We start from the raw sequence: 24,155 nt of genomic DNA, 5'->3' as shown, positions 1-24,155 counted from the left end.
TCAGCGCTCGCCCGCACCAGCCAGACGGCCGCGGTGCAGCACCACTTTTTCCGCCAGGCGTGCTGCCACATGGGGGCTGTGAGTGACCATCAACAAGGTGGTCGGGCTGTCGTCGAGCAATTCCAGCAGCAACTTCAATACCTCATCGCTGGTGGCTTCATCGAGGCTGCCGGTGGGCTCGTCGGCCAGCAGCAATTTCGGCTGCGACGCCAGGGCGCGACCCAACGCGACGCGCTGCTGTTGCCCGCCGGAGAGCTGCTCCGGATAACGCCGCAGCAAATCACCCAACCCCAATCGCCGCACCAGATGCGCCTGCCAGCGCGGATCATGTCGCCCGGCCAGCCGCGCCTGAAATGCCAGATTGTCTTCGACCCGCAGGCTGCCGATCAGGTTGAACTGCTGGAACACCAGGCCGATTTCGGTCCGGCGCCAGGTGGCGAGTTGTCCTTCGTTCATCTGGTCCAGCCGATGCTCGCCGCTTTGAATGCTGCCGCGATCAACCTTGTCCAGCCCCGCAATCAAGTGCAGCAAGGTGCTCTTGCCGCTGCCCGACTCGCCCATCAGCGCCAAGCTGCTGCCAGGTTTCAATGTCAGGTCGACACCTTGCAGCACCGGCAGTGGACCTTGCGGAGTGGCGTAGCTTTTGAAGACGCCTTGGACTTGAAGCATGAGGGAAGGCTCGCTGAAGTCAGTGCGCCTAGGATAGCGGACGGCAGCGGCACCGCGTTATCGTTCATCGCGGGCAAGCCACGCTCCCACAAAGGTTTTGTGAACACCAAAAAAACACTGTAGGAGCGAGGCTTGCCCGCGAAGAGGCCGTATCAGACAACCAAAATCCTCACTGCCCCGCCGCCACACTCGTAGCCGCCTGCCCCGGCGTCACAATGCTCTTCAGATCAATGTGCTTCCACTCAGGCTTGGCCCCCAGCCGCGCATTGAACCGGTAGTTGAACGTAAAGTCGTCCGCCGTCGGCACGCTCAACGGCTTGCCATAAACCGCCTCGATCCCCGCCAGGTCATACCCCATCAACTGCAACAACGTCGGGAAGATGTTGTAGTGGCTCGACCGATCCTTGTTCCCGGCCAGCGCCTTCTGCCAATCCAGTGTGCGCAACTGATCCCCTTGAATCACCACCAGCGGCACCAGGCCCTCCTCCTGCACCGGATCACCACCACAGTGCAAATTCAACCCGGGGTTGCCCCGCTCATGCAGGTCCTGCCCATGGTCCGAGGTGTAGATCAGCAGCGCATTGCTCATGTCTGCCTTGGCAAAAACACGTGAGAAAAACTCCCCGACGTTCCACAGCAACGTGTTTTTGTAGGCATTGCGGTACAGCACCCAGTCATCGGGCTGACCGTTGAAGCCATCCCGCGTGCCGGTGTCCGCGATCTCCACAAATTGGCCACGAGGCAAGGTCGGACGATAGGCCATGAACGCATCCGGGTATTTGTCGTGCACCGGGAAATGCGCGCCGACCTTGTTAATCACTACCAACTCGGGTTTACCGTCATTGAGCAAGTCGATCAGTTTCGCCGCTGTCGCCATGTCACGGTCGCGCACGCTGGTCTGGTCGAATTGCACAAACTCGTCGATGTCCTTTTTCTCGGCCTCGTTCATCAGGTTCTGCAAGTTGCCGCCGGTGCGCTGGGCATCGATGTAGACGGTGCGCAGGCCGGCCTTCTTGGCGTACTGCCAGATCGACGGCATCGTGCTGTTGATGCGCATGTAGTCGGCACGGGTGCCGCCGTAGCGCAAGGTGATGTTGGTGTCGGCGCTGCAATTGGCAATGGACGCGGCGTAACCGTAATTGAAGATCTCGACGCCCGGGCGCGGTTCCTTGAGGTTGCTGTGCACACCGAACGGCGCGTTGATGTCCAGGTAGTTGCCGGAAATGCTTTCGTCGATGATCAGCACGATGTCGTGCCCCGGCGCTGAGTCGTTGCGCGCCAGGCTCACTGATTCCCGCGGACCAACGGTGTTGTGCAGGGCTTCATAGGTGAACAGGTTCAGATAGGCCAGCGGCGTGTACATGATCGGCAGGCCACGAGCGCCTTCGCCGGCTCGCACAAACAGCACCGCGCTGAGCAACAGCACCCCGAGCACCGGCGCCGCCACCAGCAGCGCACCGGGCAACGGCATGCGCCGACGCGGCTTGAGCCCGATGCCAAACAGCAGCAGCAAGCCGCCAACCACCCCACTGATGATCGCGTCGCGGTACTGGTACGCCGCTTCCTGGATAAACCCGCCGGAATACACCAGCGACACGAAGCTGCTGTACGTCAGGTAATCGGCCGTGACGCGGGTATAGACATCAAAAAACACCGCCGAGGCGAACATCGCCAGGGCGAACACGTGACGGATCAATGTCTGGCGAATGTAGGCGGTCATGAAAAGCGCCACTGTCAGCGCGATAAACATCCCGCCAAACAGCAGCACCGGGAAGCCGATGCCCATCGCGCTCAGGCGTTCCAGGTAATAGTCGTAGTTCTTAACTAAATAGAGAACTAAGAGCAGTTCTTTGAGGTATCGAATCATAGTATTTCCGATGCTCGCGGCCGTTCGTTGGCCAATAGATTGTCGGCCATTTTTTGACACTAGCACCGGGCCATCAAAGCGCAAGAAATGTCGGTTTTTTCAACAAAGCGTCAAAAAAACGTTGACTCAAATCTGACACACTCGATCGTCTACAACCCTTGTGTTTCAAGCCCTACGACCGTTTATCGTTTTCTTCGAAATGTGAAAAACCCGTCAAAACCGCGGCAAATCCAGCTGCGGCAAGCACTTGATGGCAAATCGCCCCAAAAATGGGCCTGTTATAGCAACGCAACATGTCATTTTGCTGACACGTTTTCCCAGCGCTGGGCTATACCCCTTTTGACAGTCTTATTTCAGTTCTTTCAACCGTCTTACGAGGCACGCCAATATGGACGTGAGCGTATTTGGTACGGGCTACGTCGGCCTGATACAAGCAGCGGCACTGGCCGATGTCGGACATCGTGTCTTATGTGTCGACATTGATCCGAACAAGATCAAACAACTGCAACAGGCCGTACCGCCAATCAGCGAACCGGGGTTATCCGGCACGCTGGAAGAGAACATCAAGGCCGGCCGTTTGCTGTTCACGACCCAGGCCAGCGATGCGGTCGAACACGCCGAGCTGATTTTCATCGCCGTCGGCACGCCCGCCGATGAAGACGGTTCGGCCGACCTCAGCCACGTCCTGAATGTGGCCCGCCAGATCGCCAGTTACATGGAGGCCGATCGCACCCTGATCATCAAGTCCACCGTGCCGGTCGGCACCGCGGACCAGGTGGCCGCCACCGCCAACGAAGAACTGCATCGCCGTGGCAAGAGCGCCCTGAATGTGCGGGTGGTGTCCAACCCCGAGTTTCTCAAGGAAGGCAGCGCCCTCGCCGACTGCATGCGCCCGGACCGGATCATCGTCGGCACCGACGACGACGAAGCCCGTGGCCAGCTGAGCGAGCTCTACGCACCGTTCTGCCGCAACCGTGAAAAGCTCATGTTCATGGACAATCGCAGCGCCGAGCTGACCAAGTATGCGGCCAACGCGATGCTCGCCACGCGCATCAGTTTCATGAACGAACTGGCCAACCTCACCGAGCTGCTGGGGGCCGACATCGAAGCGGTGCGCAAAGGCATCGGTTCGGACCCGCGCATCGGTTACCACTTCATCTACCCGGGTTGCGGTTTTGGTGGTTCGTGCTTCCCCAAGGATCTGCGCGCCCTGCTGCACACCGCCGAACACAACGGCATGCCGTTGCGTCTACTGCGCAGCGTCACCGACGTCAACGACAGTCAGCGCCACATCCTCTTCAGCAAACTGAAAGCGCAATTCCCCAACGGGCTGGCCGGCAAATCCATCGCGATCTGGGGCCTGGCGTTCAAACCCAACACCGATGACATGCGCGAAGCTCCCAGCCGTTACCTGATGGAAGCGCTGTGGGCCGAAGGCGCGAGCGTGCAGGCTTATGACCCGGAAGCCATGTCCGAATGCCGGCGCATTTACGGCTACCGCAATAACTTGCACCTGTGCGCCACCCGCGACGACACCCTGGAAGACGCCGACGCCTTGGTGATCTGCACCGAGTGGAAGAACTTCCGCGTGGTCGACTTTGACCTCCTGGCGAGCAAATTGCGCTCACGGGTGATCGTCGACGGTCGCAACCTCTACAACCCGGAACAAGTGGCAGCGGCAGGGTTGCACTACAGCGGCATCGGCCTGCGGCACATCGTTCCGGAGGCGCCGCGACCATGAAGATTCTCGTCACCGGAGCGGCCGGTTTCATTGGTGCCCATTGCGTATTGCGGCTGATACGCGACGGGCACGATGTGTGCGGGCTGGATAATTTCAACGACTACTACGACCCGCAACTCAAACACGACCGCGTGGATTGGGTGCAGGAGCAGGTTGGCGCTTTCCAGCTCGCGACGGTTGACCTGGCCGACGGTCCGGCCATCGAGGCACTGTTTGTCCGTGAAAAACCCGAGGTGGTGATTCACCTCGCGGCGCAGGCCGGGGTGCGTTACTCCCTGGAAAACCCTCGGGCTTACCTCGACAGCAATTTGAACGGGTTCCTCAACATCCTCGAAAGCTGCCGCAACCACCCGGTCAAGCACCTGATCTACGCCTCATCCAGTTCGGTGTACGGCGCCAACCAGCACACGCCGTACTCGGTGAAGGACGGCGTCAACCACCCGCTGTCGCTGTACGCCGCGACCAAGAAAGCCAACGAGCTGATGGCCCACAGCTACAGCCATCTGTTCGGCATTCCCTGCACCGGCCTGCGTTTTTTCACCGTGTACGGGCCTTGGGGTCGGCCCGACATGTCGCCGATCCAGTTTGCCCGGGCGATTGCCGAAGGTCAGCCGTTGAAGTTGTTCAACTACGGCGAGCACCAGCGCGACTTCACCTACATCGACGACATCATCGAAAGCATCACGCGTCTGATCGAACGTCCACCGCAAGCCAACGCCGAATGGGACCGTGAACAACCGGACCCGGCCAGCAGCATGGCGCCGTGGCGGATCTTCAACATCGGCGGCCAGCACCCGGTGGAACTCAAGGATTACCTGGCGCTGCTGGAAAAACACCTCGGACAAAAAGCCCTCGTCGAGTTGCTGCCTCTGCAGCCGGGCGATGTGCTCAACACCTGCGCCGATGCCAGTGACCTGGCTCGGGCAACCGGATTTCAGCCTTGTATCGAGCTGGATGAAGGACTCGGGCGCTTCATCGCCTGGTTCCGCGATTACTACCCACTGCCTATCGCCCACGCGCCGCTCGCGGCTGAACTTCAGCGGAGGATTCTATGACTGGACATGAAAAAACGGTGCCCGTGCAACAGATGCGCCGAGACAAGCGCCTGGACCCGGAGCACCGAATGCGCCTCGATACTGCGATCCATATGCAGGGTCGTGGCTGGATGACCGGCCGTGATGGCGGTCGGCCGTGGACGCTGTCACGCACCAACCGCGTGGTCGCCTGCTTCGGTGCGCTGGTGATTCTGCTGCTGATCTCGCCCATCCTGATGGGCCTGGCACTGGCGATCAAATTCAGCAGCCCGGGACCGGTGATGTTCGTGCAGAAACGCACGGGCTACCGCGGTCGCAAGTTCGGCATGTACAAGTTCCGCACCATGGTGGCCAACGCCGAGGAGCTCAAGGAGTCCCTGCGTCACCTGAACAAGCACGGTGCCGACGCGATTGATTTCAAGATCGACAAGGATCCGCGCATCACCGGCATCGGTGGATTCCTGCGGCGAAGCAGCCTGGATGAGCTGCCGAACCTGATCAATGTGGTACTCGGCGACATGCGCCTGGTGGGCCCGCGCCCAACCTCGTTCAACGCCTACCGCTACAAGGACAATCACCTTGCACGCCTGAGCATCTACCCCGGCATGACCGGCCTGTGGCAGATCTCCGGGCGCAGCAATATCGACTTCGACCAGCGCGTTGAGTTGGACCTCAGCTATATCGCCGAGCAGAGCCTCTTGCTTGATCTGAAGATCCTGTTGAAAACCCCCTTCAAAGTATTCAGCGGCCACGGAGCGAGTTAAATGGACGGTTCATCAGCCAAAAGCCTAAGCATTGCCAACCCGAGCGAGTCCAACCTGACCTCGACCGTGCTCGATCAAGATCTGCGGATCCTATTTCTGACCGCCGCCAACCCCGGCGCAGGTACAACCACCAGTGCCCTGGCGCTGGCCAGCCAACTGGCGCAAATGAGCAGCGGCGAGGTGCTGCTGGTCGATGCCAGCCAGTCGTCGACCAACCTCACCCAGCAGATGGGGCTGACCAAGGAGCGCGGTTTTCGCGACCTGCTGTTCAACACCCAGAACCCGCCACTGCTGCAGGACTGCGTGGTGAACGTTTCCAGCCTGCCCTTCCACATCCTGCCTAACGGCCGGTTTGTGCGCGGCAACGAACACCTGACACCCGAACTCTTGGGCCCGTTGCTCGATCAGCTCGGCAGTCAGTATCGCTTTGTGGTGATCGACGGCGACGCGGTGTACTCCGCCGCCGACACCATGATCATCAGCACCCAGGTGGACGGCGTGATCATGGTCGTGCGCTCCGAAGACACGCGCTGGGAAGTGGCCCAGGCGGCGGTTCAGCGCCTGACCCAGGCCGGCGCGAAACTGGTCGGCAGCGTGTTCAACCGGCGCAAGTACTACATGCCGAAGTGGCTCTACAAAAACCTGTAAGCAATCGCCAAAGGATGACGACATGAACGCCAAAATGCTTGTCCTGCTGTTGCTGCCGCTTGCAGGTTGCTCCAGCACTTCCGAAACCCAGCACATGCCGGTGAATATCCTCACGGCCTCACCGGCCAACGCCCAGGCCACCGACATGCCCAAGGTCGAACAGACCCTGCGGCCACAGGATGTGCTGGACGTGATCTTCCGCATCAGCACCAGCGGCTCGGACGCCTACCGCATCCAGTCCGGTGACCAGATCGGCCTGAACTTCACCGCCGCCAGCCAGCTCAACGGCAGCCAACTGGTGCTGCCCGACGGCACCATTGAACTGCCGGGCGCCAACACCTCGGTGAAAATCGCCGGGCTGACGTCCGAACAGGCGCGTGAGGAAATCCAGCGGGCATACCAGCGCAAACAGCTGTTCCAGCCTAACCGCAACCAGCTGTCCGTGCAGGTCATCAGCCCGCTGAGCAACGAAGCGAACCTCAAAAGTGCCCTGAACCACCCGGGTACCGGCATGAGCCGGGAGATCACCGTGGGCACCGACGGCTACGCAAGCTTTCCGGAAATTGGCTCCGTGCCGCTGCAAGGCATGACCGTCAATCAACTGGAAACCTTCCTCAACAAACGCTACGCACAACTGCCGGGGCGGATGACCGTCGACGTGCTGCTCAAATCCACCGCCGGCAATGAAATCTACGTGCTGGGCGAAGTCGGCCAACCGGGCTCCTACCCGATCCGCCGGCCGGTCTCGGTGCTTGAAGCACTGACCCTGGCCCGTGGCAGCAACACTAAGGCACGGCTCGATTCGGTAATGATCATGCGCCGCAATGGCAACCAGGTGCAGGCCGTGCGCTACGACGTTGAAAAAGCCTTGGCCGGCGATGCGTCGCAGATTGCGTACCTGCAACCGGACGACATGCTCTATGTGCCCAAGACCAAACTGGCCAGCGCCGGTGAACTCGCGCGGCAATTGGCAGACGTGGTGTTGTTCCAGGGCGTGGGCTTCAGCTTCGGCTACCGCGTCGACAACAAAGACAGTGACAGTAACTAACTCTCAGGTGACCGACCATGAATCCAAAGGAAAACTACCTGCACGAGTTCTTCAGGATCTTCTTCGCCAACAAGCAGTTGGTGAAGCGAGTCTTCCTGATCTTTGCAGTGATCGCGCTGGTCTTGCCGCTGATGCTCAAACAGAGCTTCGATATCACCGCCCAGGTGATCGTGCAGTCCAAAAAACTCTCCCAGGGAGACGCCACGACATCCCTCAATCAGGAGAACGCCTCGTTCATTCCACCGTCCCTGGCGGACATGGAAACCGAGAGCAATATCCTGCGCTCGCCGGCGTTGATCCGGCAGACCATCAGCGAGTTGCGCGACAAGGGTGAGTACACGCCCACCCCTGGCGTCTTCAACAAACTGGTGACTCAGCCGTTCAAACAGTACGTGACCACCCCGCTGCGCGAATACGTGATCAACCCGGTAAAAGCCACCCTGGGCCTGGAAACCGATCCGGTGCGCGACACGGTGCTGGATGCACTGACCCAAGAGGCGATGGACAGTCTGAAAATCGAGACCCTGCCAGGCTCCAACGTGATCTCCATCATCTACAGCTTTGACAATCCGGCCCAAGGCACCAATTTTGTCGCCACCTTGCTGCAGAACTACCTGACCAGCCGTCAGGAACTGCAATCCATCGACTTGCCACAATCGTTCTACGAAACCAAAAAGAAGCAGTACCAGGTTCGGCTCGATGGCCTGGAAGGCACTCGGCTGGCCTTGCTTGAAGAAGTCGGCTCGTCCGATCCAAAGGAAGAGATCACCTTCCGCCTCAATGCCATCAACACCGAGGAGCAAGCGCTCAACCTGTACCGCGACCGCCTGCTGCAAAGCCAACGCTGGCTCGATTACCTGAAAACCAGCCTGGCCGCTGCCAGCAACTCCAAACTCAACGACTACACCTTCCCCTACACCTTCACCACCACCGTGGACAACGTGGCGTTCGAAGATCGCGAGATCAAACAGATGGGTGAGGCCCTGACCACTCAGGTCAGCCGCTACATGAACGACCTGGCGATCTTCCAGCCAAGCAGCGAACCGATGTTGCTGACCCGCGAGCAAATCGCCCGCACCCGTCAGCAGTTTCTGAAAGTGGTCAGCAACCGGATTCAGGAGCGCACCACCGACCTGGCCGTTGTCAGTTCAGTGATCAACCAGAAAACCGCGCGCATTGCCGAGTTCAAGGAACGCATCCACCAGTTGCAGAAAACCCAGAGCAAGCTGCGGCAGATGGACACCGAGATCAACGGCTTGCACGCGGCGTTCGCGACTTACGCCCAGCGCTTCGCCGAAAGCAGCACGTCTCGCTCGCTGGACAACGACCTGTCCAACGCACGGGTGCTCAGCCCGCCGTATGAGCCGACCGAAGCCGCGTTCCCGAAACCGATACTGATCATTCCGTTCGGGTTGTTCACCGGTCTCTTGCTGGCGATTGCCCTGGTCTACGTGCGTGAGTTCTTCGATCACCGTTTCAAACACCCAGCGCAAATCACCCACGAACTGGGCTTGCCGGTGCTGTTGGTGATCAACGATCAAAACGTGGAACCGACCAATCCGCACAGCAACTGGTCCGTGCCTGGCCTCGTGCATTGGGTGCGCAATTGAACGCGCCGCTCAGCCCTTCCCTGCCGATCATTCATTTGCTCAGCAGCGGCGGCTTCTACGGGGCTGAGCGGATGCTGCTGGACCATTGCCTGGCGACGCCGGGGCAGCACCAGGTGCTGTTTCTCGATGCGCCGCCAGAGTTGATCGCGCGGTTTCGCCAGGCGGGGGTCGACTGCCGGGGTTGCGCGGGGCTGGGGGAATTACTGGCGCATTTGCGCCAGCGCCGGGCGGAACGGCCGTTGATCAATACGCATAACTTCAAGGGCCTGTTGTTTGGCTGGGTGGGCGCAACGTTGTTGCGCCTGCCGCTGGTGATTACGCAACACGGTTTTACCCCGCGCAGCCGCAAACAGAAGTTCTACACCTGGCTGAGCCTGCAACTGTGCCGCACCGCGTCGGTGACTCGCGTGGTCTGCGTCGCCGAAAGCATTGCCGTGTTGTGCCGCCAGGCCAGTGTCCGTGCGGAAAAACTGCAAGTGATCCCCAATGGTTTACCGGCGGCTACCGGACTGCTGCCGCACCGCGTGGATCGCCAGCGTTGGCTGGCCGGTTACGTCGGGCGGCTGAGCAGTGAAAAGGGCCCGGACTTTTTTCTCGATGCGCTGATTCCACTCTGTCAGCAACACCCGCAACTGGACGCCGTGATGCTCGGCGACGGCCCGGAACGGGAAACGCTGCTGGCGCGGATCAACGAAGCCGGTTTGCAAGACCGCATCACCCTGCCCGGTTACCAGACCGACATGGGTCAGTGGTGGCAGCAACTCGATGCGCTGGTGATCAGCTCGCGCACCGAAGGCACACCGATGATTCTGCTCGAAGCGATGCAAGCCGGCGTGCCGGTGGTGGCGTTTGGAGTCGGCGGGATTCCCGATGTGCTGCAAGACCGGCACAACGGCCTGCTGGCGACACCCGCCGACAGCGCCGCGCTCGCCCGCCAGATCGGCTCGTTGTTGACTGAACCGGCCATGGCTCGCGAACTGATCGACAACGCAAAACGTACGCAATTGGACCGTTACGACCTCAAGGCCCTGGCCGAACGCTGGTCGCAACTTTATCTCCGTACTGCACGGGAGGCACGCGCGTGATCTTTCCGCTCTCGATCGTCAGTTTGTTTGGCCTGGTCTGCCTCGGTTTGCTGGCCAGCCCGTATCCGTATCTGGCACCGGGGGCGGTGCTTGGCCTGGTCGGTGTCGCGCTGCTTTACCGCAAACCCACCTGGGGCTTGCTCGGGATCGCGGCGCTGATACCGTTCGAAGGTTTCTTCAAGGACAGTTCAGTCTCGGGCACCAAGTTCCTCGGCGCGTCACTGGCCGTGATCCTGATGCTGCAACTGGCCATCCACCAGATTCCTTCCGAACGCCTGCGCAGCAACATCTGGCGCTTCCTGATCTGGTTCATGGTCTTGTACATGCTGAGCGTGATCAACACCGATAACATGGCCATGTCGATGGGGCATCTGCGGGAACTGAGCGTCGGCCTGGTGCTGTTTGTGATCACCCTGCTGATAGGCCGCGAGCTGAACATGGACCTGTTCGCCAAATTGGTCACCCTCAGTGTCACGGCGACCTGCGTGCTGGCGGTGTTCTCCAGCAAGTATCAGGACCAGGGTCGCGCTGCCGGCCTGCTGGAAGACCCGAACGCCTTTGCCATGCTGATCGCCTTCGCCGTGCCACTCGCCTTGCTGCTGGTGGTCCGCAGTCCGCACTTTTTGCATCGGGTGTTCTGGGTCGGCTGCTGCATTTTGCTGCTGGGCGGCATGACCAAGACCGAATCCCGTTCGGGGCTGGTGGTGCTGTTCCTCAGCCTGATGATTGGCGCCTGGCACTACCGCGCCGAGCTGAAACGCATCCGTCCACGGCATCTGGGGTTCGCGATGCTGGGTCTGGTGATCGTGATTCCGCTGGCCATTTATGCGATGCCGAAGGGTTACATCGAGCGCATACAGTCCTTGAGCATTTTGAGCGCCGGCGCCAAGAGTCAGGACCAATCCCTCGGCCGTCGCGCCTCGTACATTGTGGTCGGCAGCCAGATGATCCGCGAGAACCCGCTGCTGGGCACCGGCCCCGGTACGTTCCCGCTGCACTACGCCACCACCGGGTATGCCAAGGCGTTTTCGGCCAACCGCAAAATCGGCGACTTGTACCGCCGTGCCCACAACACCTACCTGGAAATCTTCAGTGAACTGGGGATTCCTGCCGGCCTGCTGTTCGTCGGCATGCTCACCCTCGGCTTCTACAACCTGGTCCGCGCCCGCCGTGCGTGGATGCAGCGACGCAACCGCGAGCAGGCGGATTTGCTGACGCACCTGGGCATGAGCTTCCTGGCGCTGAGCCTGTTTTTGATGTTCCTCAGCGCGCCCAACCAGAAGTACGTGTGGATCATGCTCGCCCTGACCAGCGTGCTGCGTTTGAAAGCCGAAGAAAGCCCACTCGTGGAGGCCAAGGCATGACCCGCATCAGCATTGTCATTCCGATGTACAACGAAGCCCCTCACATCGCACGGACCCTGCTGGCTGCGCAACGCGCCGCCATCGCCGCCGGAGTGCAATGCGAACTGATCGTGGCCGACAACGGCTCCGATGATCAGGGCCCGCACATTGCCCGGCAAATGGGCGCGCAAGTGCTGGTGCTGCCGGGCTTGCTGATCGGCGCATTGCGCAATCGCGGCGCTGCCGTCGCCACCGGTAAATGGCTGGCCTTTCTCGATGCCGATATCGAAGTGCCCGAGGACTGGCTCACGCTGTTATTGAGAATCGAGCCCGCGGTTCAAGTCGACGTCCTCGGACTGGATTTGCACACCCCGGCGCAAGCCCCCTGGTATGCCGATGCCTGGCAACGCCGGCTGTTGCGCCCCAGCGCGGAAACAGTGCAAACCGTGCGCTGGTTGCCCAGCGCCAACCTGCTGATGCGTCGCCATTGGTTCGACAAGATCGGTGGCTTCAATGAAAGCCTGCGTACCGGCGAGGACAAGGACTTCACCATGCGCCTTTCCCACGCGGGTGCGCGCTTGCTGTCGGTGAACCATAGCGTCGCCCTGCACTGGGGTTATGAAGCCAGCTGGCGCGAATGGATGGGCAAGGAATTCTGGCGTCAGGGCAGTCACCTGCAGTTACTGCGCAGCAACGGGATGAGCCTGCGCTTGCTGCGGTTCCCGATGCTGTCGATCGCCGCCTGGGTGCTGGATATTGCGGCGTTTTTTGCCCTGCTCAACGGCCAGGTTCATCTGACGCTGTTCTTCTTGCTGGTGACCAGTCTGCCCGCGCTCGCCCTGAGCATGCGCCAGAGCATGAAACACCGCGACCTGGGCCTGACGCTGCAACTCTGGGGCCTGCATTGGGTGCGTCTGCAACTGGCCGGTGCCGCGTTCATCCTCAGTCTTTGTCATTGGAATGCCAGGAGGCCCGCTCGTGGCTGAATTCATTTTCTGGTTGTGCCTGTTGCTGCCGGTTTACGCCTATATCGGTTATCCGCTGCTGTTGACGCTGCTGGCGCCGTTGTTTGCTTCGCGACGCCATGCGCCGCCGGAACCGATGAACATCAGCATCGTGATTGCCGCGCACAACGAAGCGCGGCACATCGAACACAAGCTGCGCACCTTGCTCGCTCAGGATTATCAGCCGGCCTCGCTGCAGATCATTCTCGCCAGCGACGGTTCGACCGATGACACCGTGGCCTGTGCACGCAAGGTCATCGACCCGCGCATCACCATTCTCGACCTGCCCCGCCAGGGGAAGGCCGCGACCCTGAATGCCGGCGTTGCGTTGAGCACCTGCGATATTCTGGTGTTCACCGATGCCGACAACCAATGGTCCCGCGACACCCTCGGTCACCTGCTTGCGCCCCTGTGCGATCCACAGGTCGGCGCTTGCGCCGGGCACATGGTGATCCCGGTCACCGGCGGTGGCCTGAGCATCGGCGACAGCCTCTATCGGCATTACGAAGGCTGGCTGCGCAGGGTGGAAAACCGCACCGGCTGCATGGTCTCCGCCGACGGCGCCCTGCTCGCCCTGCGCCGTGAGTTGTTCCAGGACATCCCGGCCGAGGTCAACGATGACTTCTTCATCAGCACCTGCGCACCGGTGGCGTTCAAGCGAATTGTCTATGTGCCCGAGGCGCAGGTGATCGACCAGGGCGTCGATGAAGCGGACAAACAATTCCGCCGTCGCCAGCGAGTCACCGTCGGGGGTTTGCAAAGCCTGGCCCAACGCAGTGAGCTGCTCAATCCGTTGAAGCATGGCCTGTATTCGATTGCCTTGATCAGCCACAAGTTGATCCGCCGACTGGCGCCGATCCTGTTGCTGCCGCTATTGCTGAGCAATTTCTGGCTGTGGGAAGAACACGGTTTCTATCGCCTGAGCCTGGTTGCGCAACTGCTCGGTTACGCCGTGGCCATCGCCGGTCTGCTGGATTCGCAACACCGTCTGCCCAAACCCTTTCGCCTCGCCGCGTTCCTTCTGGTGACCCTGGCCGGGATGAGTATCGGTCTGTGGCAGTTCCTGCGGGGGCAGCGGTACGCCCAGTGGAACCCTGAGCAAAACCGTTGAGAGGACTGTGCCATGGCGATCAAACAATTATTAAAACGCACCAGTGGCTGGCTTTACCTCAACTCGTCGGTGGGCCGCACTCAGCTGCAAGGCGCCGGTGTGATCCTGATGTTGCACCGGGTGCTGGCCAGCGACCAGGCCGCCGACCTGCCCCACCGCAATGAATTGTGCGTCGGTCCGAAAGCCTTCGAACACTTGCTGGTGTGGCTGAAAAAACACTTCGACTGCGTGTCGTTGATGGACATCCTGCAACCCGGCAAAGTGAGATCGGATCGTCCGAAGATCACCCTGACCTTCGACGACGGCTGGCGCGACAATGCGCTGAATGCCTTCCCGCTGCTGCAAAAGTATCAGGTGCCGGCAAGCATTTTTCTCTCCACCGATTTCATCGGCAGCCGCCAGCGGTTCTGGTGGGAAAGCATCGGCGAAACCCTCTGGGGCAGCCACGGTGAACGGGCCCGGATGCAATTGATCGATTGCCTTGAACAGGTCAGTCGGCCGTTGCCGGTGCCCTTCGACGAACTGGATGTGGAGCGTCGCAGCCTGGCCTTGCTGCATTTTCTGCACAGCCTGAAAACCCTGAGCCCTGCCGACCTGAATCGACTCACCGATGAGTGCCCGGACGAGTCATTGCCCCAGGCGCTGGACTGGCATCAGGTGCGCGCGCTGGAAGCCTCGGGGCTCGTGCGGTTCGGCCCGCACGGCGCCAGCCATTCGATTCTCACCGGCCTTGATGATCAGCGTTTGCACGAGGAGCTGAGCCGCAGCCGCAATGCCTTGCAAAATGGCTGCAACCGGCCACTGCCGGTCTACTGCTACCCCAACGGCGACAACGATGCGCGGGTGCGCGAACAGGTGGCCGACCATGACTTCCCGTTTGCACTGGGCACGGGCACCGGGATTTATCGGGGCACCGATGACCCCTTGAACTTGCCACGCTTCGGCGTTAGCCAACGGGTGGCGCGCAATCCACAGCTGCTGTCCTGGCGCCTGTACCGCGGGGCACGCGCATGAGCCGCAGCCAATACCTCAAGCATCTCGCCCTGAGCATGGGCACCAAACTGGCGATGATCGGTTTGCGGCTGATGCGCAACGTGTTGCTCGCCCGAATCCTCGGGCCGAGCGAACGAGGCTTGTTTGCCCTGCTCAGCACCCTGCCCGACCTGATCAGCGCCGCCACCAGTGGCGGGCTGAATTCGGCGGTGGGTTTTCAGGCGGCCAAGCAGCGGCCCATGGGTTTGCTGCTGAGTCAGGTGCTGGTGTTCGGTTGCGTGTTGGCCGGTCTTTTGACCTTGCTGGTGGTCGCCCTGGTGCGCGAGTTCGGCAACGAACTCGACATCACCACGCAATTGGGCCTGCTCGCCTGGCTGTTGCTGCTGGCGGTGCCGCTGACGGTGCTCAAGAGCGGACTGCTGACGTTGCACAACGCCTCCGGCGGCGTGGTGGCATTCAATGCGTTGCGCCTGTTGGAATCCCTGGCGCCGCTGTTGTTGTTTCTCGCCTTGTTCTGGATGTGGAAAGACTCCGCGCTGGAAGCGGCGCTGATCAGTTGGCTGTCCGGCATTAGCCTGGTGGTGTTGGCGGGCTGGTTCTGGCTCAAACGCGATCAGCCGTTGAAATTGCAGTGGGACCGCGCCAGCCAGAACGAGCTGTTGCGCTACAGCGCCCGCAGCCATCCGGACCTGCTGTTCCAGCAAGTGATCCTGCGCTCCGATTACCTGTTCATCGGCGCGCTGCTCGGCAGCACCGCGCTCGGTCATTACGCCATGGCCAGCGCCGCTGCCGAGTTACTGCTGATCGTCCCGGAAGCGGTGACCACGCCACTAATGAAACGCCTGCTGCAACAGGAAGAGGGCATCGACAAAGTCACACCGCTGGCCCTGCGCCTGACCGCCACCGTGATGCTCGGCGCCTGCGTGACCATGGCCGTGATCGGCGAATGGCTGATCGTGACGCTGTTCGGCGTGGCCTATCAGCCCGCCTATCCCGCCTTGTTGGCGCTGCTGCCGGGCCTGTTGGGCCTGTGCTACGCGAGCATCCTGCGCCTGGACTTGCTGGGCAAAAACCGCCCCGGCACGATTTCGCTGTTGATGGGGCTCGGCGCCTTGCTCAACCTGGCGCTGAACCTGGTGTTGATTCCGGCTTACGGGATCGTCGGCGCGGCGGCGGCATCGTCCATCGCCTACGTCGCGGTAACCCTCGCGCTGCTGGTGATGTACTGCCGGTTGAGCGGCGTGCCGGTCTGGCAAACCCTGATCATCCTGCCCAGCGATGTAGCGCCGATGCTGCAAATGCTGCAACGGAAGTCGGCATGAAGCGCCTGGCCCTGCTGTTGAGTCTGGGCCTCTCACTGAGCGCCCACGCGGCGCCCATGCGTTGGGCCGATATTCGCGACGGCAGCCTGTACCTGCAACCGGATCGCCCCGACACCTTGACCATCCGATGGGCGCCGGCATGGCAGGCGGATGCCAACGAAGAGCGCCTGTACCTGCTCGATGGCCAAGGCAAACTTCAAGGCGAGCGCCTGATCGCCGCCAGTGAATCACGCGGCAGTCAGAGCTGGCCGCTGACGCCGAGTGCCTCCAGCTATCAACTGGAAATTCCGGGCTACAGCTTCCGTCGCTACCGGGTTGAACACGACGAAAGTACGGTGGCGCTGTTCGCCCCCGCCAAGGTGCATTTCAGCGCCGAAACCCACAATAACGATGAGCTGTACTTCAAAGTCGCGCCGGGTGAACACGCGGTGCTGGCCGGCAAATTCCACGGCGGTGTCAGCGCCCTGCAAGCGCAGCGCGTGGGCGACGGCAAACAAGTGGCGCTGGCGCTGAAACCGTATCGGGGCTACTGGCAGTTCGACAAGGTCGAGTTGCCCGTCGCCACCGAGCCACAGGTTTGGCGCCTGCGCCTGCAAGGCAGCGGCAAAGTGGCGTTCTGGCTCGACGGCACCGCCAACCTCTTCGCCCAGAACCCGCAGCAGCTCAAGCCCCTGCGCGAGGACGACGGTCAGGTCCGATTGACGTTGCACAACAAAGTGCTGGGGCCGACCCCGAACCTCGGCATCGCCCTGCCCTACGTCAAGGTGCCGGAATCGAGTTATGCGGTGCTCGATGCACTCAAGCCACAGGCGGGGACTTATTACAGTTTCGTCGACATCATGGCGAAGAACCCGCACTACGAAGACGCTTTCCGCCAGCTGTATCAGGACCGCTTCGGCATCACCCAGGACATTACGCTGTTGGCCGGGAGCCAGCGCCAGGCTGACCTGCGCGCCGACACCATGAGCAACGCCGGGCTCGACGCCTGGCTCGCCGCGACCCGTGCCCTGGGCGGCAAAGGCACGCATTACATCGGTTTTGCCGACGAGCCGAACCTTAACTACCCGGACTACGCCAACTACCAAAGCATCTTTAACAGCATGGCCCGGCAAGTGCGCAGCAACCCTGCCAATGCCAAGGCCGGCGTGCGCATTGCCATGCCCGCCAGTTCGCGGCTGGTCAACGGCCCGTTTGCCGACAACGCCGCCGACAAGCGCGGCATCGATTGGGCCAAGCGCTTACTGGCGGAATCCGGCGACAACATCGATGCCTTGGCCTGGCACGAATGGATGATTCGCGACCTGCTGGCGACACGGGTCTACCGTGACAGCGTGCGCCGCGCCGCCGAGCTGGTCGGCCTCGACGCCCAGGGTCGGCCGCGCAAAGCCTTGCTGCTGGACCAGACCAACATGTCCAGCGGTTCCAGCCTCAGTCCTTACGATCAGGAAACCGATTTCGCGTCGTTGTGGTGGGCTTCGGTCGTCATCAATTCGTCCCAGGACGGCTTGCTGGAGATGCTGAGCTGGTTCCAGGCCGCCGACGAACCGAACTACCCCAAAGGCATGTTGCGCGTGCTCGGCGAGAATTCCTTCGAGCTCAAGCCCGTAGGCATGGCCCATCAGTTCATCCGCGAGCAGTGGCTGCACGACGTGATGAGCCTGGACAATGACGCTTTCGAGGTCGACGTGCTGGCCATGGCCGAAGACCTCAAACGCAGTTTGCTGGGGGTCAACAAAGCAACGCGCTTGCAGCGTGTAGCCCTGACCGGAGTCCAGTGTCCTCTGGCCAACGGTTCATTACGTTACTTCGGCGCCGACAACCGTGCCCGCGACGCGCCATTCAAATGTCAGGACGGTCGCGTCAGCTTCGAGCTGCCAGGACGGACCCTGTTTAATCTAAGCTGGAGCGCCTCATGAATTGCCACGAATTGAATAGCGACGCCGGTCATTGGCCGCGCCCCGCATCACTCCACTTACGGCCCAGACCGTCAGGAGTCAATAACATGAGCGTTTTGCAGAGACTCAGCCGCCACATCAGACAAAAAGGCTTGCGCGCCACCCTCAAGAAAATCTGGAAGCACTACGTGTTTTCCCACGAAGAACTGTTGTGGATGGAGCGCGACCTGGTCAGTCCGGTGCCGCCGTACAAACTCAGGCCCTATCCACCGCTGGAGGTGGTCAGCATCACCCCGGAGAACGCCGTGGCCTTCACCCGTTACTTTGGCGACCGCGTGGACACCATGGCCGAACTGGCCCGAGAAGGTTACACCGGGCAGATGCACCTGGACGATCAGGGCAACGCCGTGGCCTTCATCTGGGGCGCGACACGCAACTACCACGACAAGCACTATTACGGCTGCTGGTTCCCGGTGAAAGAAGGCGAGTTCTTCGAATTCGGCGGCGAGCTGACCCGTGCTTATTGGGGCACTGCGCTCTCGATGGACCTGCAGACGGATTTGTGGAAAGCCATGCTGGCCCAGGGTTGCCACACGGTGGTGGATGTCTGTGAGTACCGCAATGTCCCGGCCCTCAAACTGCACATACGCACCGGCTACAAGGAACAAGGGCGGATCATGAACGTCTACGAGCTGTTTGGTCGTTGGCGCTTCTTCCGCGAAACCCATTACAGCGGCTCACGCCTGGATGCCTTTCGCAAACCGACGCGTGAACCTGCCCCGGCAGCGGTGACCTGACCCTATGGCAGCACGATTCGAATGGCGCACTTCACTGTGCGCCGCTGACTTCCCGGCAACGGCTTATGAAGCGTTGCGTCTGCGAGTGACGGACCACACGCCGTTCAACACCCTGGCCTGGATGCGCGCGTCCGAACAGGCACTGACCACCGGGCAACGCTTGCACGTGTTGCTCGGCTGGCATGGCAACGAACTGGTCTTGTGCCTGCCGTTGGTGGCCAGCGTCGAACGTTTCGGCCGGCTGCCGTTTCGCGTGCTGCATCACCTTGGCTATCCCCTCGCCGACCGTCTCGCGTTCCTCGCGAAAACGGACTCGGAGAATATCCGCAAAGCACTGATCGAAATCCGTCGACAGCTGCCCCATGCCCTGCTGCAACTCAACGAAATGTCGGAACCGGTCGGCGAAGAAAGCGCACTGACCGAGTGGATGACCCACAGTTCGACCGGTGAACGACGCCTTAGCTGTCGGGTGCCGGTGCACGTGATCAGCGACGCGGACCACCAGGAAATCTCCGGCGACCCGCGCTACAAACTGCGCCGCGCACGCAAACGCATCGCGGCGTGTGGCGCCCAGGTTCGGCGGATCACCCCCGACGCGTCGACCATGGGCCCGTTGTTGCAGGCCATCAGTGAAGTCGAAGCGGTCAGCTGGAAAGGTGATGAAGGCGTCGGGATTTTCGCCGACGAACGCCACCGACAATGGATGGACCGTGCCTTCACCGCTCTCGCCGAACAGGGTCTGGTGCGGGTCGTGGTGCTGGAACTGGACGGACGCTGTATCAGCTACCGCCTCGGGTTGCTGGAGCAGGGTCGACTGTACGATTACAACCTGGCGTTCCTGCCGCAATATGCCGATCTGGGCAGTGGTCGCGTGCTGCTCGAAGAGTGGATTCGCTGGGGCCTGGACGAGCACTGGCGCTGGATCGACGCCTCGCGGGTGAGCCTGGAAAACTCCAGCCATCAACTGCACGAACGCATGACCGGGCAACTGGAACACTGGCGCTGGAGTTTCTATTCCTGGCGCCCCAGCGGCCTTGCGTTGGGCCTGGCCCTGAGACTTTGGCAGTGGCTCAAACCCGGGCTGCAAAAACGGCGAGCCAAACGTGCAGCAGCGGCCGTTGCCGCCGCACCTGCCCCCGTCGCCGCGGTGGTTAAAGCTGTGGAGCCAACCGACAACAACAGGGAGAGCGGACATGCCTCGCCAAGTCATAGTCAACGCTGACGATTTCGGTCTTAGCCCGTGCGAAAACGCGGTGATCCTCGGTGCGTTCCAGGCCGGCGTGATCAGCTCCGCCACGGCCATGGCCAATATGCCGGCCTTCGAGGCGGCGTGCGTCATGGCCCAGCACCCGTTGCTCAAGGATCGGATCGGCCTGCATTTCAACCTCACCTACGGTCGCCCCTTGAGTCAGTCGATTTTGGCTCGATCGAACTTCTGCGACCGCAACGGGGTATTCGATCTCAACCTGCCCCGCCATCGCTTCTGGCTCAGTCGCCGGGACCGCGACGCGGTGCTGGAAGAGCTCAAGGCCCAATGGCAACGCTGCGTGGACAACGGCGTACGGCCCAGCCACATCGATTCCCATCAACACGTCCACAACATCTGGCCCATCGGCGAAATCGTCGCCCGCTTCGCCGCCAGCCAAGGGGTGGCGGTGCGCCTTGCGCGCAATCTGGGGCAAAACCTGAGTGTGCCCAAGCGCGTGTTCAAGACGTTGCTCAATAATCGTTTGCAGAGTCTGGCCGGTGTGACCGCGGATTATGTGTGCACCCCGGTGGACTTGCGCAATGAAGAAATGCCGACCGACGGACTGCTGGAAATCGTGGCTCATCCGACTCAGTTGGGCGCGGATTTCGGCGATGCCTACTTGCCGGCAGAAGAGTCGCTAACCCTTGTTCTAGAGCGGCGCCTTCACGGTGTACCGCGGGTTTCCTATGGCGCTGCCAGCAGCCATTTGATGACAGGCGAAGCAGCGCTCGAATGAGTTACATAAGTTGCAACATATTCTGAGCTGGCGCTTTGATATGAACTTTCAAGCTTGATCTATACACAACAAAAGCGTTTCCACCCACACCCTGGCTTAGGCTAAGGAGAGCGTCATGAGCATCATCGAAAAGCTTCGCGAACGCATAAAACAAAAGGGCCTGAGCCGCACGTTCAACACGCTGTGGAAACGCTACGTGTTCTTCCACTGGGAGCTTTTATGGATGGAACGCGACCTGATCAGCCCGGTAGCACCGCACAAACTGCGCCCCTATTCGGGTTTGCGCCAGGTGACCATTACCCCGGAAAACGCCATCGCTTTCAGCAAGCATTTTGGTGACCGCGTCCAGACCATGGCCGAACTCGCCACCGAGGGTCACACCGGGCACATGTATCTGGACGAAGAAGGCCACGCTATTGCGTTCATCTGGGGCAGCACCCGCGACTACCACGACCGTCACTATTACGGCTGCTGGTTCCCGGTCAAACCTGGTGAGTTCTTCGAGTTCGGCGGCGAAATGACCCGCGCCTACTTCGGCACCAGCCTGTCGGTGGATGCTCAGGTAGACCTCTGGGCGGCAATGGCGGCCCAGGGCTGCCACAAGGTGGTGGACGTCTGCGAAACCCACAACGTCCCTGCCCTGAAGCTGCACATCCGCATGGGCTATCACGAACAGGGTCGCGTCACCCACGTCTACGGCCTGTTCGGCCGCTGGCGGTTCTACCGCGAAACCCGCTACACCGGCTCAAGGCTTGATCCGCTGCGCAAACCCGGACGGCCGGTGGTGACGGGGGCGGCGAACGCCTGATTACTGATAGAGGACCGAGTTGCGGCCTTCGCGAGCAGGCTCGCTCCTACAGGAGATCTCCAGCGCACACAGCATTTGTGTTCGACGGGATTCAAATGTAGGAGTGAGCCTGCTCGCGATGGCGGTGGGACATTCAGCGTTGATGTGACTGACAGATAGCTATCGCGAGCAGGCTCACTCCCACAGGGGATCTTCAGCGCACACAGCATTTGTGTTCGACGGGAATCAAATGTGGGAGCGGGCTTGCTCGCGAAGACGGTGGCACATTCAGCATTAATGTGACTGACAGATCGCTTTCGCGAGCAAGCCCGCTCCCACAGTAGATCTTCAGCGCACACGGCATTTGTGTTCGACGACGATCAAATGTAGGAGTGAGCCTGCTCGCGATGGCGGTGTTACATCCAACATCGATGTGACTGATAAATCGCTTTCGCGAGCAAGCCCGCTCCCACAGGAGATCTTCAGCGCACACGGGATTTGTGTTCGACGGGATTCAAATGTAGGAGTGAGCCTGCTCGCGATAGCGGTGGGACATTCAGCATCGATGTGCCTGATAAATTGCTATCGCGAGCAGGCTCGCTCCCACAGTAGATCTTCAGCGCACACGGGATTTGTGTTCGACGACGATCAAATGTGGGAGCAAGCTTGCTCCGGGCGGCGTTCCGACGATGGCGTCAGTGGGAGCGACACTTTTCTTAGCGCTTCTCCACCACCAACGTAAAACACATCGGCAACTGCGCCGTCTGCTTCTCATACCGGTCGTAGAGTTCCTCGCGGTTGGAATGCGGGTACTCCTTGAAGTGGCTGATCTGCAGCCCCGCCTCGATGGCGGCGGTGAAGATTGCGCCCAGGGTGTGGACGAACCAGTAGGACGACGCGGCCTGCTGGTCGACTTTGCCTTCGTAGACGATCGGCTGATCCTGCACGAACGGCTCGCGGCGAATTTTGTGGGCAGACCGCAACACGTGTCATTTGATGACCAAATCACTCTTTAAACCGTCTCGTCTGTATCAATGTCTTGCTTTGCTGATCGCAGAATGGTCTGAAGCTTATTGACGACGTCTTTTAGAGTTTTTTCTACGTCCGGAGATTCTTCACGTGTTCTAAGTTCGAGCATGAGAGCCAATAATTCATCATGTAAGCGATCAGCTGCATGCAATCGCGCAATGGCGCGGTCAACACCTCCCCATACGTCAATTTCACCCCACACAATATCAATATAATGCCACAAACTTTGAACACTCTTATGACCAGTTTTAACAGCGACACGTTTGAGTATGGACTCATAATCGCTATCAGTCATTAAGCGTCTTGACTTACCCGCCCCCTTCATAAACTCCTTAAGATGAACCATCACCTCCAATGTAATGAATCGGTGTCGAAACATACTAAAACAGGCTTGATGATCCTGATACCCTGCAGCTATTACTAGCCGTTTAAAGTCACTTTCTAGCGAAACTTTTTGAATGGGCCGCCCATCAGTTGTTAAAAACAATGCATCATTGCTGGAACCCTCATAGTTGTGCTGCAACAAAACGCCCAAATACTTATCCCTGGCTGTGAGATATCGCTGAAAGGTTGCAGCATCTTTTAAGGTAATTGGAAAGCTGCGCAGTGGCGCAATCTCTCTACGCCGTTTCTTCGTTGGAATATATATTGCTTTAGCGTGTAAAATCTTCAGATGCAATTCAACACTGATTTCAATCATTTCGCTAGGGCGTAAACCGGTCCTTTTCATCAACCAAATCATAAAGTGTCTGCGAGATTTTATATACTCCAATCTAGCAAGCTTTAGAGGAGAAAGCGCAGAGGAAATGTGAAGCGACGTATGAAATTGCCGATTTGGCAAACTCATAGTATCAACCAAACTTTCAATACCTTCAATCAGTTCAATTGAAATTGGACGCTTTGGCTCCCGACTCTCACTAACGGGCATTGCGCGATGCCAATAGCCACACCCACCAAATATCACTTTACTGCGCTTACTTATGGCGCCACTTCTAATTAATTCAACAATTATTCGTGGTGACTGCTCGATTGTTCCGATAAGCGGTTGAGCCGACACTAATACAAAATTCTTCTGACACCAAAAAAGAAAATGAATAACTCTCCTAAAAATCGATATTACGGTATTCTTATTTCTAACACTCCTATTTTTATCAGACTTACACTTCTCCTTCTGTAGCAGCTCCGAAAAATCGAAAAAGTGACCATCCGAAAGATCAAAAATACTGACATTATTCTTAAAACAGTAACGAACCAAGTGAGAAAGCAGCGAAGCATATGTCTTTAATGAGTCCCCCGTAGTCGAATAAGCCACGGACAACAAATACATATTTACCAATTCACAAGGACGGCCATCAGGCCAGTACATAAAAGGAAAACGATCTACGTGCTCATATATTATTCGACCGCTATCAAATGCAGGAGA

The 24,155-nt window shown here is 59.7% G+C and carries 20 protein-coding genes and 1 pseudogene; 17 read left to right on the top strand and 4 right to left on the bottom strand.

The annotated features are described in order from the left end of the window. Positions 1-669 carry an ABC transporter ATP-binding protein gene (locus ACA070_RS11480; protein WP_497451204.1) on the bottom strand — a complete coding sequence of 223 codons (669 nt, stop codon included), beginning with the start codon at positions 667-669 and terminating at the stop codon, positions 1-3. A 169-nt stretch (positions 670-838) separates the two neighbouring features. Then, entirely contained in the window at positions 839-2,536 is a 1,698-nt protein-coding gene (locus tag ACA070_RS11475; protein ID WP_497451203.1) for a sulfatase-like hydrolase/transferase, read from the bottom strand. Positions 2,537-2,924: 388 nt separating this feature from the next. Between ACA070_RS11475 and ACA070_RS11470 the strand changes: the two genes are divergently transcribed. The 17 genes from ACA070_RS11470 (at position 2,925) to ACA070_RS11390 (ending at position 21,724) form a co-directional block, all read left to right on the top strand. After that, entirely contained in the window at positions 2,925-4,277 is a 1,353-nt protein-coding gene (locus ACA070_RS11470; RefSeq protein WP_497451202.1) for a UDP-glucose dehydrogenase family protein, read from the top strand. Further along, positions 4,274-5,332, top strand: coding sequence for an NAD-dependent epimerase (locus tag ACA070_RS11465; RefSeq protein ID WP_497451201.1), 1,059 nt, complete (start codon positions 4,274-4,276; stop codon positions 5,330-5,332). Before ACA070_RS11470 ends, ACA070_RS11465 begins: the two co-directional genes overlap by 4 nt. Beyond that, entirely contained in the window at positions 5,329-6,075 is a 747-nt protein-coding gene (locus tag ACA070_RS11460) for a sugar transferase (protein ID WP_497451200.1), read from the top strand. Before ACA070_RS11465 ends, ACA070_RS11460 begins: the two co-directional genes overlap by 4 nt. Further along, positions 6,076-6,723, top strand: a complete 648-nt coding sequence (locus ACA070_RS11455) for a CpsD/CapB family tyrosine-protein kinase (protein WP_497451199.1) — start codon at positions 6,076-6,078, stop codon at positions 6,721-6,723. A 22-nt stretch (positions 6,724-6,745) separates the two neighbouring features. Then, positions 6,746-7,771 (top strand): polysaccharide biosynthesis/export family protein, encoded by a 1,026-nt coding sequence (locus ACA070_RS11450; protein ID WP_497451198.1) that lies wholly within the window; start codon positions 6,746-6,748, stop codon positions 7,769-7,771. A 17-nt stretch (positions 7,772-7,788) separates the two neighbouring features. Beyond that, a complete protein-coding gene (locus ACA070_RS11445) occupies positions 7,789-9,381 on the top strand; it encodes a GumC family protein (RefSeq protein ID WP_497451197.1) in 1,593 nt (530 codons plus the stop codon). Then, positions 9,378-10,466 (top strand): glycosyltransferase family 4 protein, encoded by a 1,089-nt coding sequence (locus tag ACA070_RS11440; protein WP_497451196.1) that lies wholly within the window; start codon positions 9,378-9,380, stop codon positions 10,464-10,466. The genes ACA070_RS11445 and ACA070_RS11440 overlap by 4 nt, the downstream gene beginning before the upstream one ends. Next, the gene (locus ACA070_RS11435; RefSeq protein ID WP_497451195.1) at positions 10,463-11,830 is read left to right on the top strand and encodes an O-antigen ligase family protein; all 1,368 of its coding nucleotides are present in this window, start codon (positions 10,463-10,465) and stop codon (positions 11,828-11,830) included. The genes ACA070_RS11440 and ACA070_RS11435 overlap by 4 nt, the downstream gene beginning before the upstream one ends. Further along, positions 11,827-12,795, top strand: a complete 969-nt coding sequence (locus ACA070_RS11430; protein ID WP_497451194.1) for a glycosyltransferase family 2 protein — start codon at positions 11,827-11,829, stop codon at positions 12,793-12,795. The genes ACA070_RS11435 and ACA070_RS11430 overlap by 4 nt, the downstream gene beginning before the upstream one ends. Further along, a complete protein-coding gene (locus ACA070_RS11425) occupies positions 12,788-13,924 on the top strand; it encodes a glycosyltransferase (RefSeq protein WP_497451193.1) in 1,137 nt (378 codons plus the stop codon). The genes ACA070_RS11430 and ACA070_RS11425 overlap by 8 nt, the downstream gene beginning before the upstream one ends. A 12-nt stretch (positions 13,925-13,936) precedes the next feature. Beyond that, entirely contained in the window at positions 13,937-14,938 is a 1,002-nt protein-coding gene (locus ACA070_RS11420; protein ID WP_497451192.1) for a polysaccharide deacetylase family protein, read from the top strand. Further along, positions 14,935-16,239, top strand: a complete 1,305-nt coding sequence (locus ACA070_RS11415) for a lipopolysaccharide biosynthesis protein (protein WP_497451191.1) — start codon at positions 14,935-14,937, stop codon at positions 16,237-16,239. The genes ACA070_RS11420 and ACA070_RS11415 overlap by 4 nt, the downstream gene beginning before the upstream one ends. Further along, a complete protein-coding gene (locus tag ACA070_RS11410; protein WP_497451190.1) occupies positions 16,236-18,155 on the top strand; it encodes a hypothetical protein in 1,920 nt (639 codons plus the stop codon). The genes ACA070_RS11415 and ACA070_RS11410 overlap by 4 nt, the downstream gene beginning before the upstream one ends. 86 nt (positions 18,156-18,241) lie before the next feature. Further along, the gene (locus tag ACA070_RS11405; protein ID WP_497451189.1) at positions 18,242-18,931 is read left to right on the top strand and encodes an N-acetyltransferase; all 690 of its coding nucleotides are present in this window, start codon (positions 18,242-18,244) and stop codon (positions 18,929-18,931) included. A gap of 4 nt (positions 18,932-18,935) precedes the next feature. Then, positions 18,936-20,153 (top strand): GNAT family N-acetyltransferase, encoded by a 1,218-nt coding sequence (locus ACA070_RS11400; RefSeq protein WP_497451188.1) that lies wholly within the window; start codon positions 18,936-18,938, stop codon positions 20,151-20,153. Beyond that, positions 20,125-20,916, top strand: coding sequence for a ChbG/HpnK family deacetylase (locus ACA070_RS11395; protein ID WP_497451187.1), 792 nt, complete (start codon positions 20,125-20,127; stop codon positions 20,914-20,916). Before ACA070_RS11400 ends, ACA070_RS11395 begins: the two co-directional genes overlap by 29 nt. A gap of 115 nt (positions 20,917-21,031) precedes the next feature. Continuing rightward, positions 21,032-21,724 (top strand): GNAT family N-acetyltransferase, encoded by a 693-nt coding sequence (locus ACA070_RS11390; RefSeq protein ID WP_497451186.1) that lies wholly within the window; start codon positions 21,032-21,034, stop codon positions 21,722-21,724. A gap of 695 nt (positions 21,725-22,419) precedes the next feature. Here the strand turns inward: ACA070_RS11390 and ACA070_RS11385 are convergent. Then, positions 22,420-22,665 (bottom strand): annotated as a pseudogene (locus tag ACA070_RS11385) (SAM-dependent methyltransferase); the annotation flags it as partial. A 50-nt stretch (positions 22,666-22,715) separates the two neighbouring features. Further along, positions 22,716-24,098: a tyrosine-type recombinase/integrase gene (locus ACA070_RS11380; RefSeq protein ID WP_497451185.1), complete on the bottom strand. Its 1,383-nt coding sequence runs from the start codon at positions 24,096-24,098 to the stop codon at positions 22,716-22,718. Positions 24,099-24,155 lie beyond the last annotated feature (57 nt).

The sequence above is a fragment of the Pseudomonas sp. LBUM1678 genome, assembly GCF_059695575.1.
The sequence above is the reverse complement of the archived record's forward strand: the minus strand, read 5'-3'. Positions and strand labels throughout refer to the sequence as shown.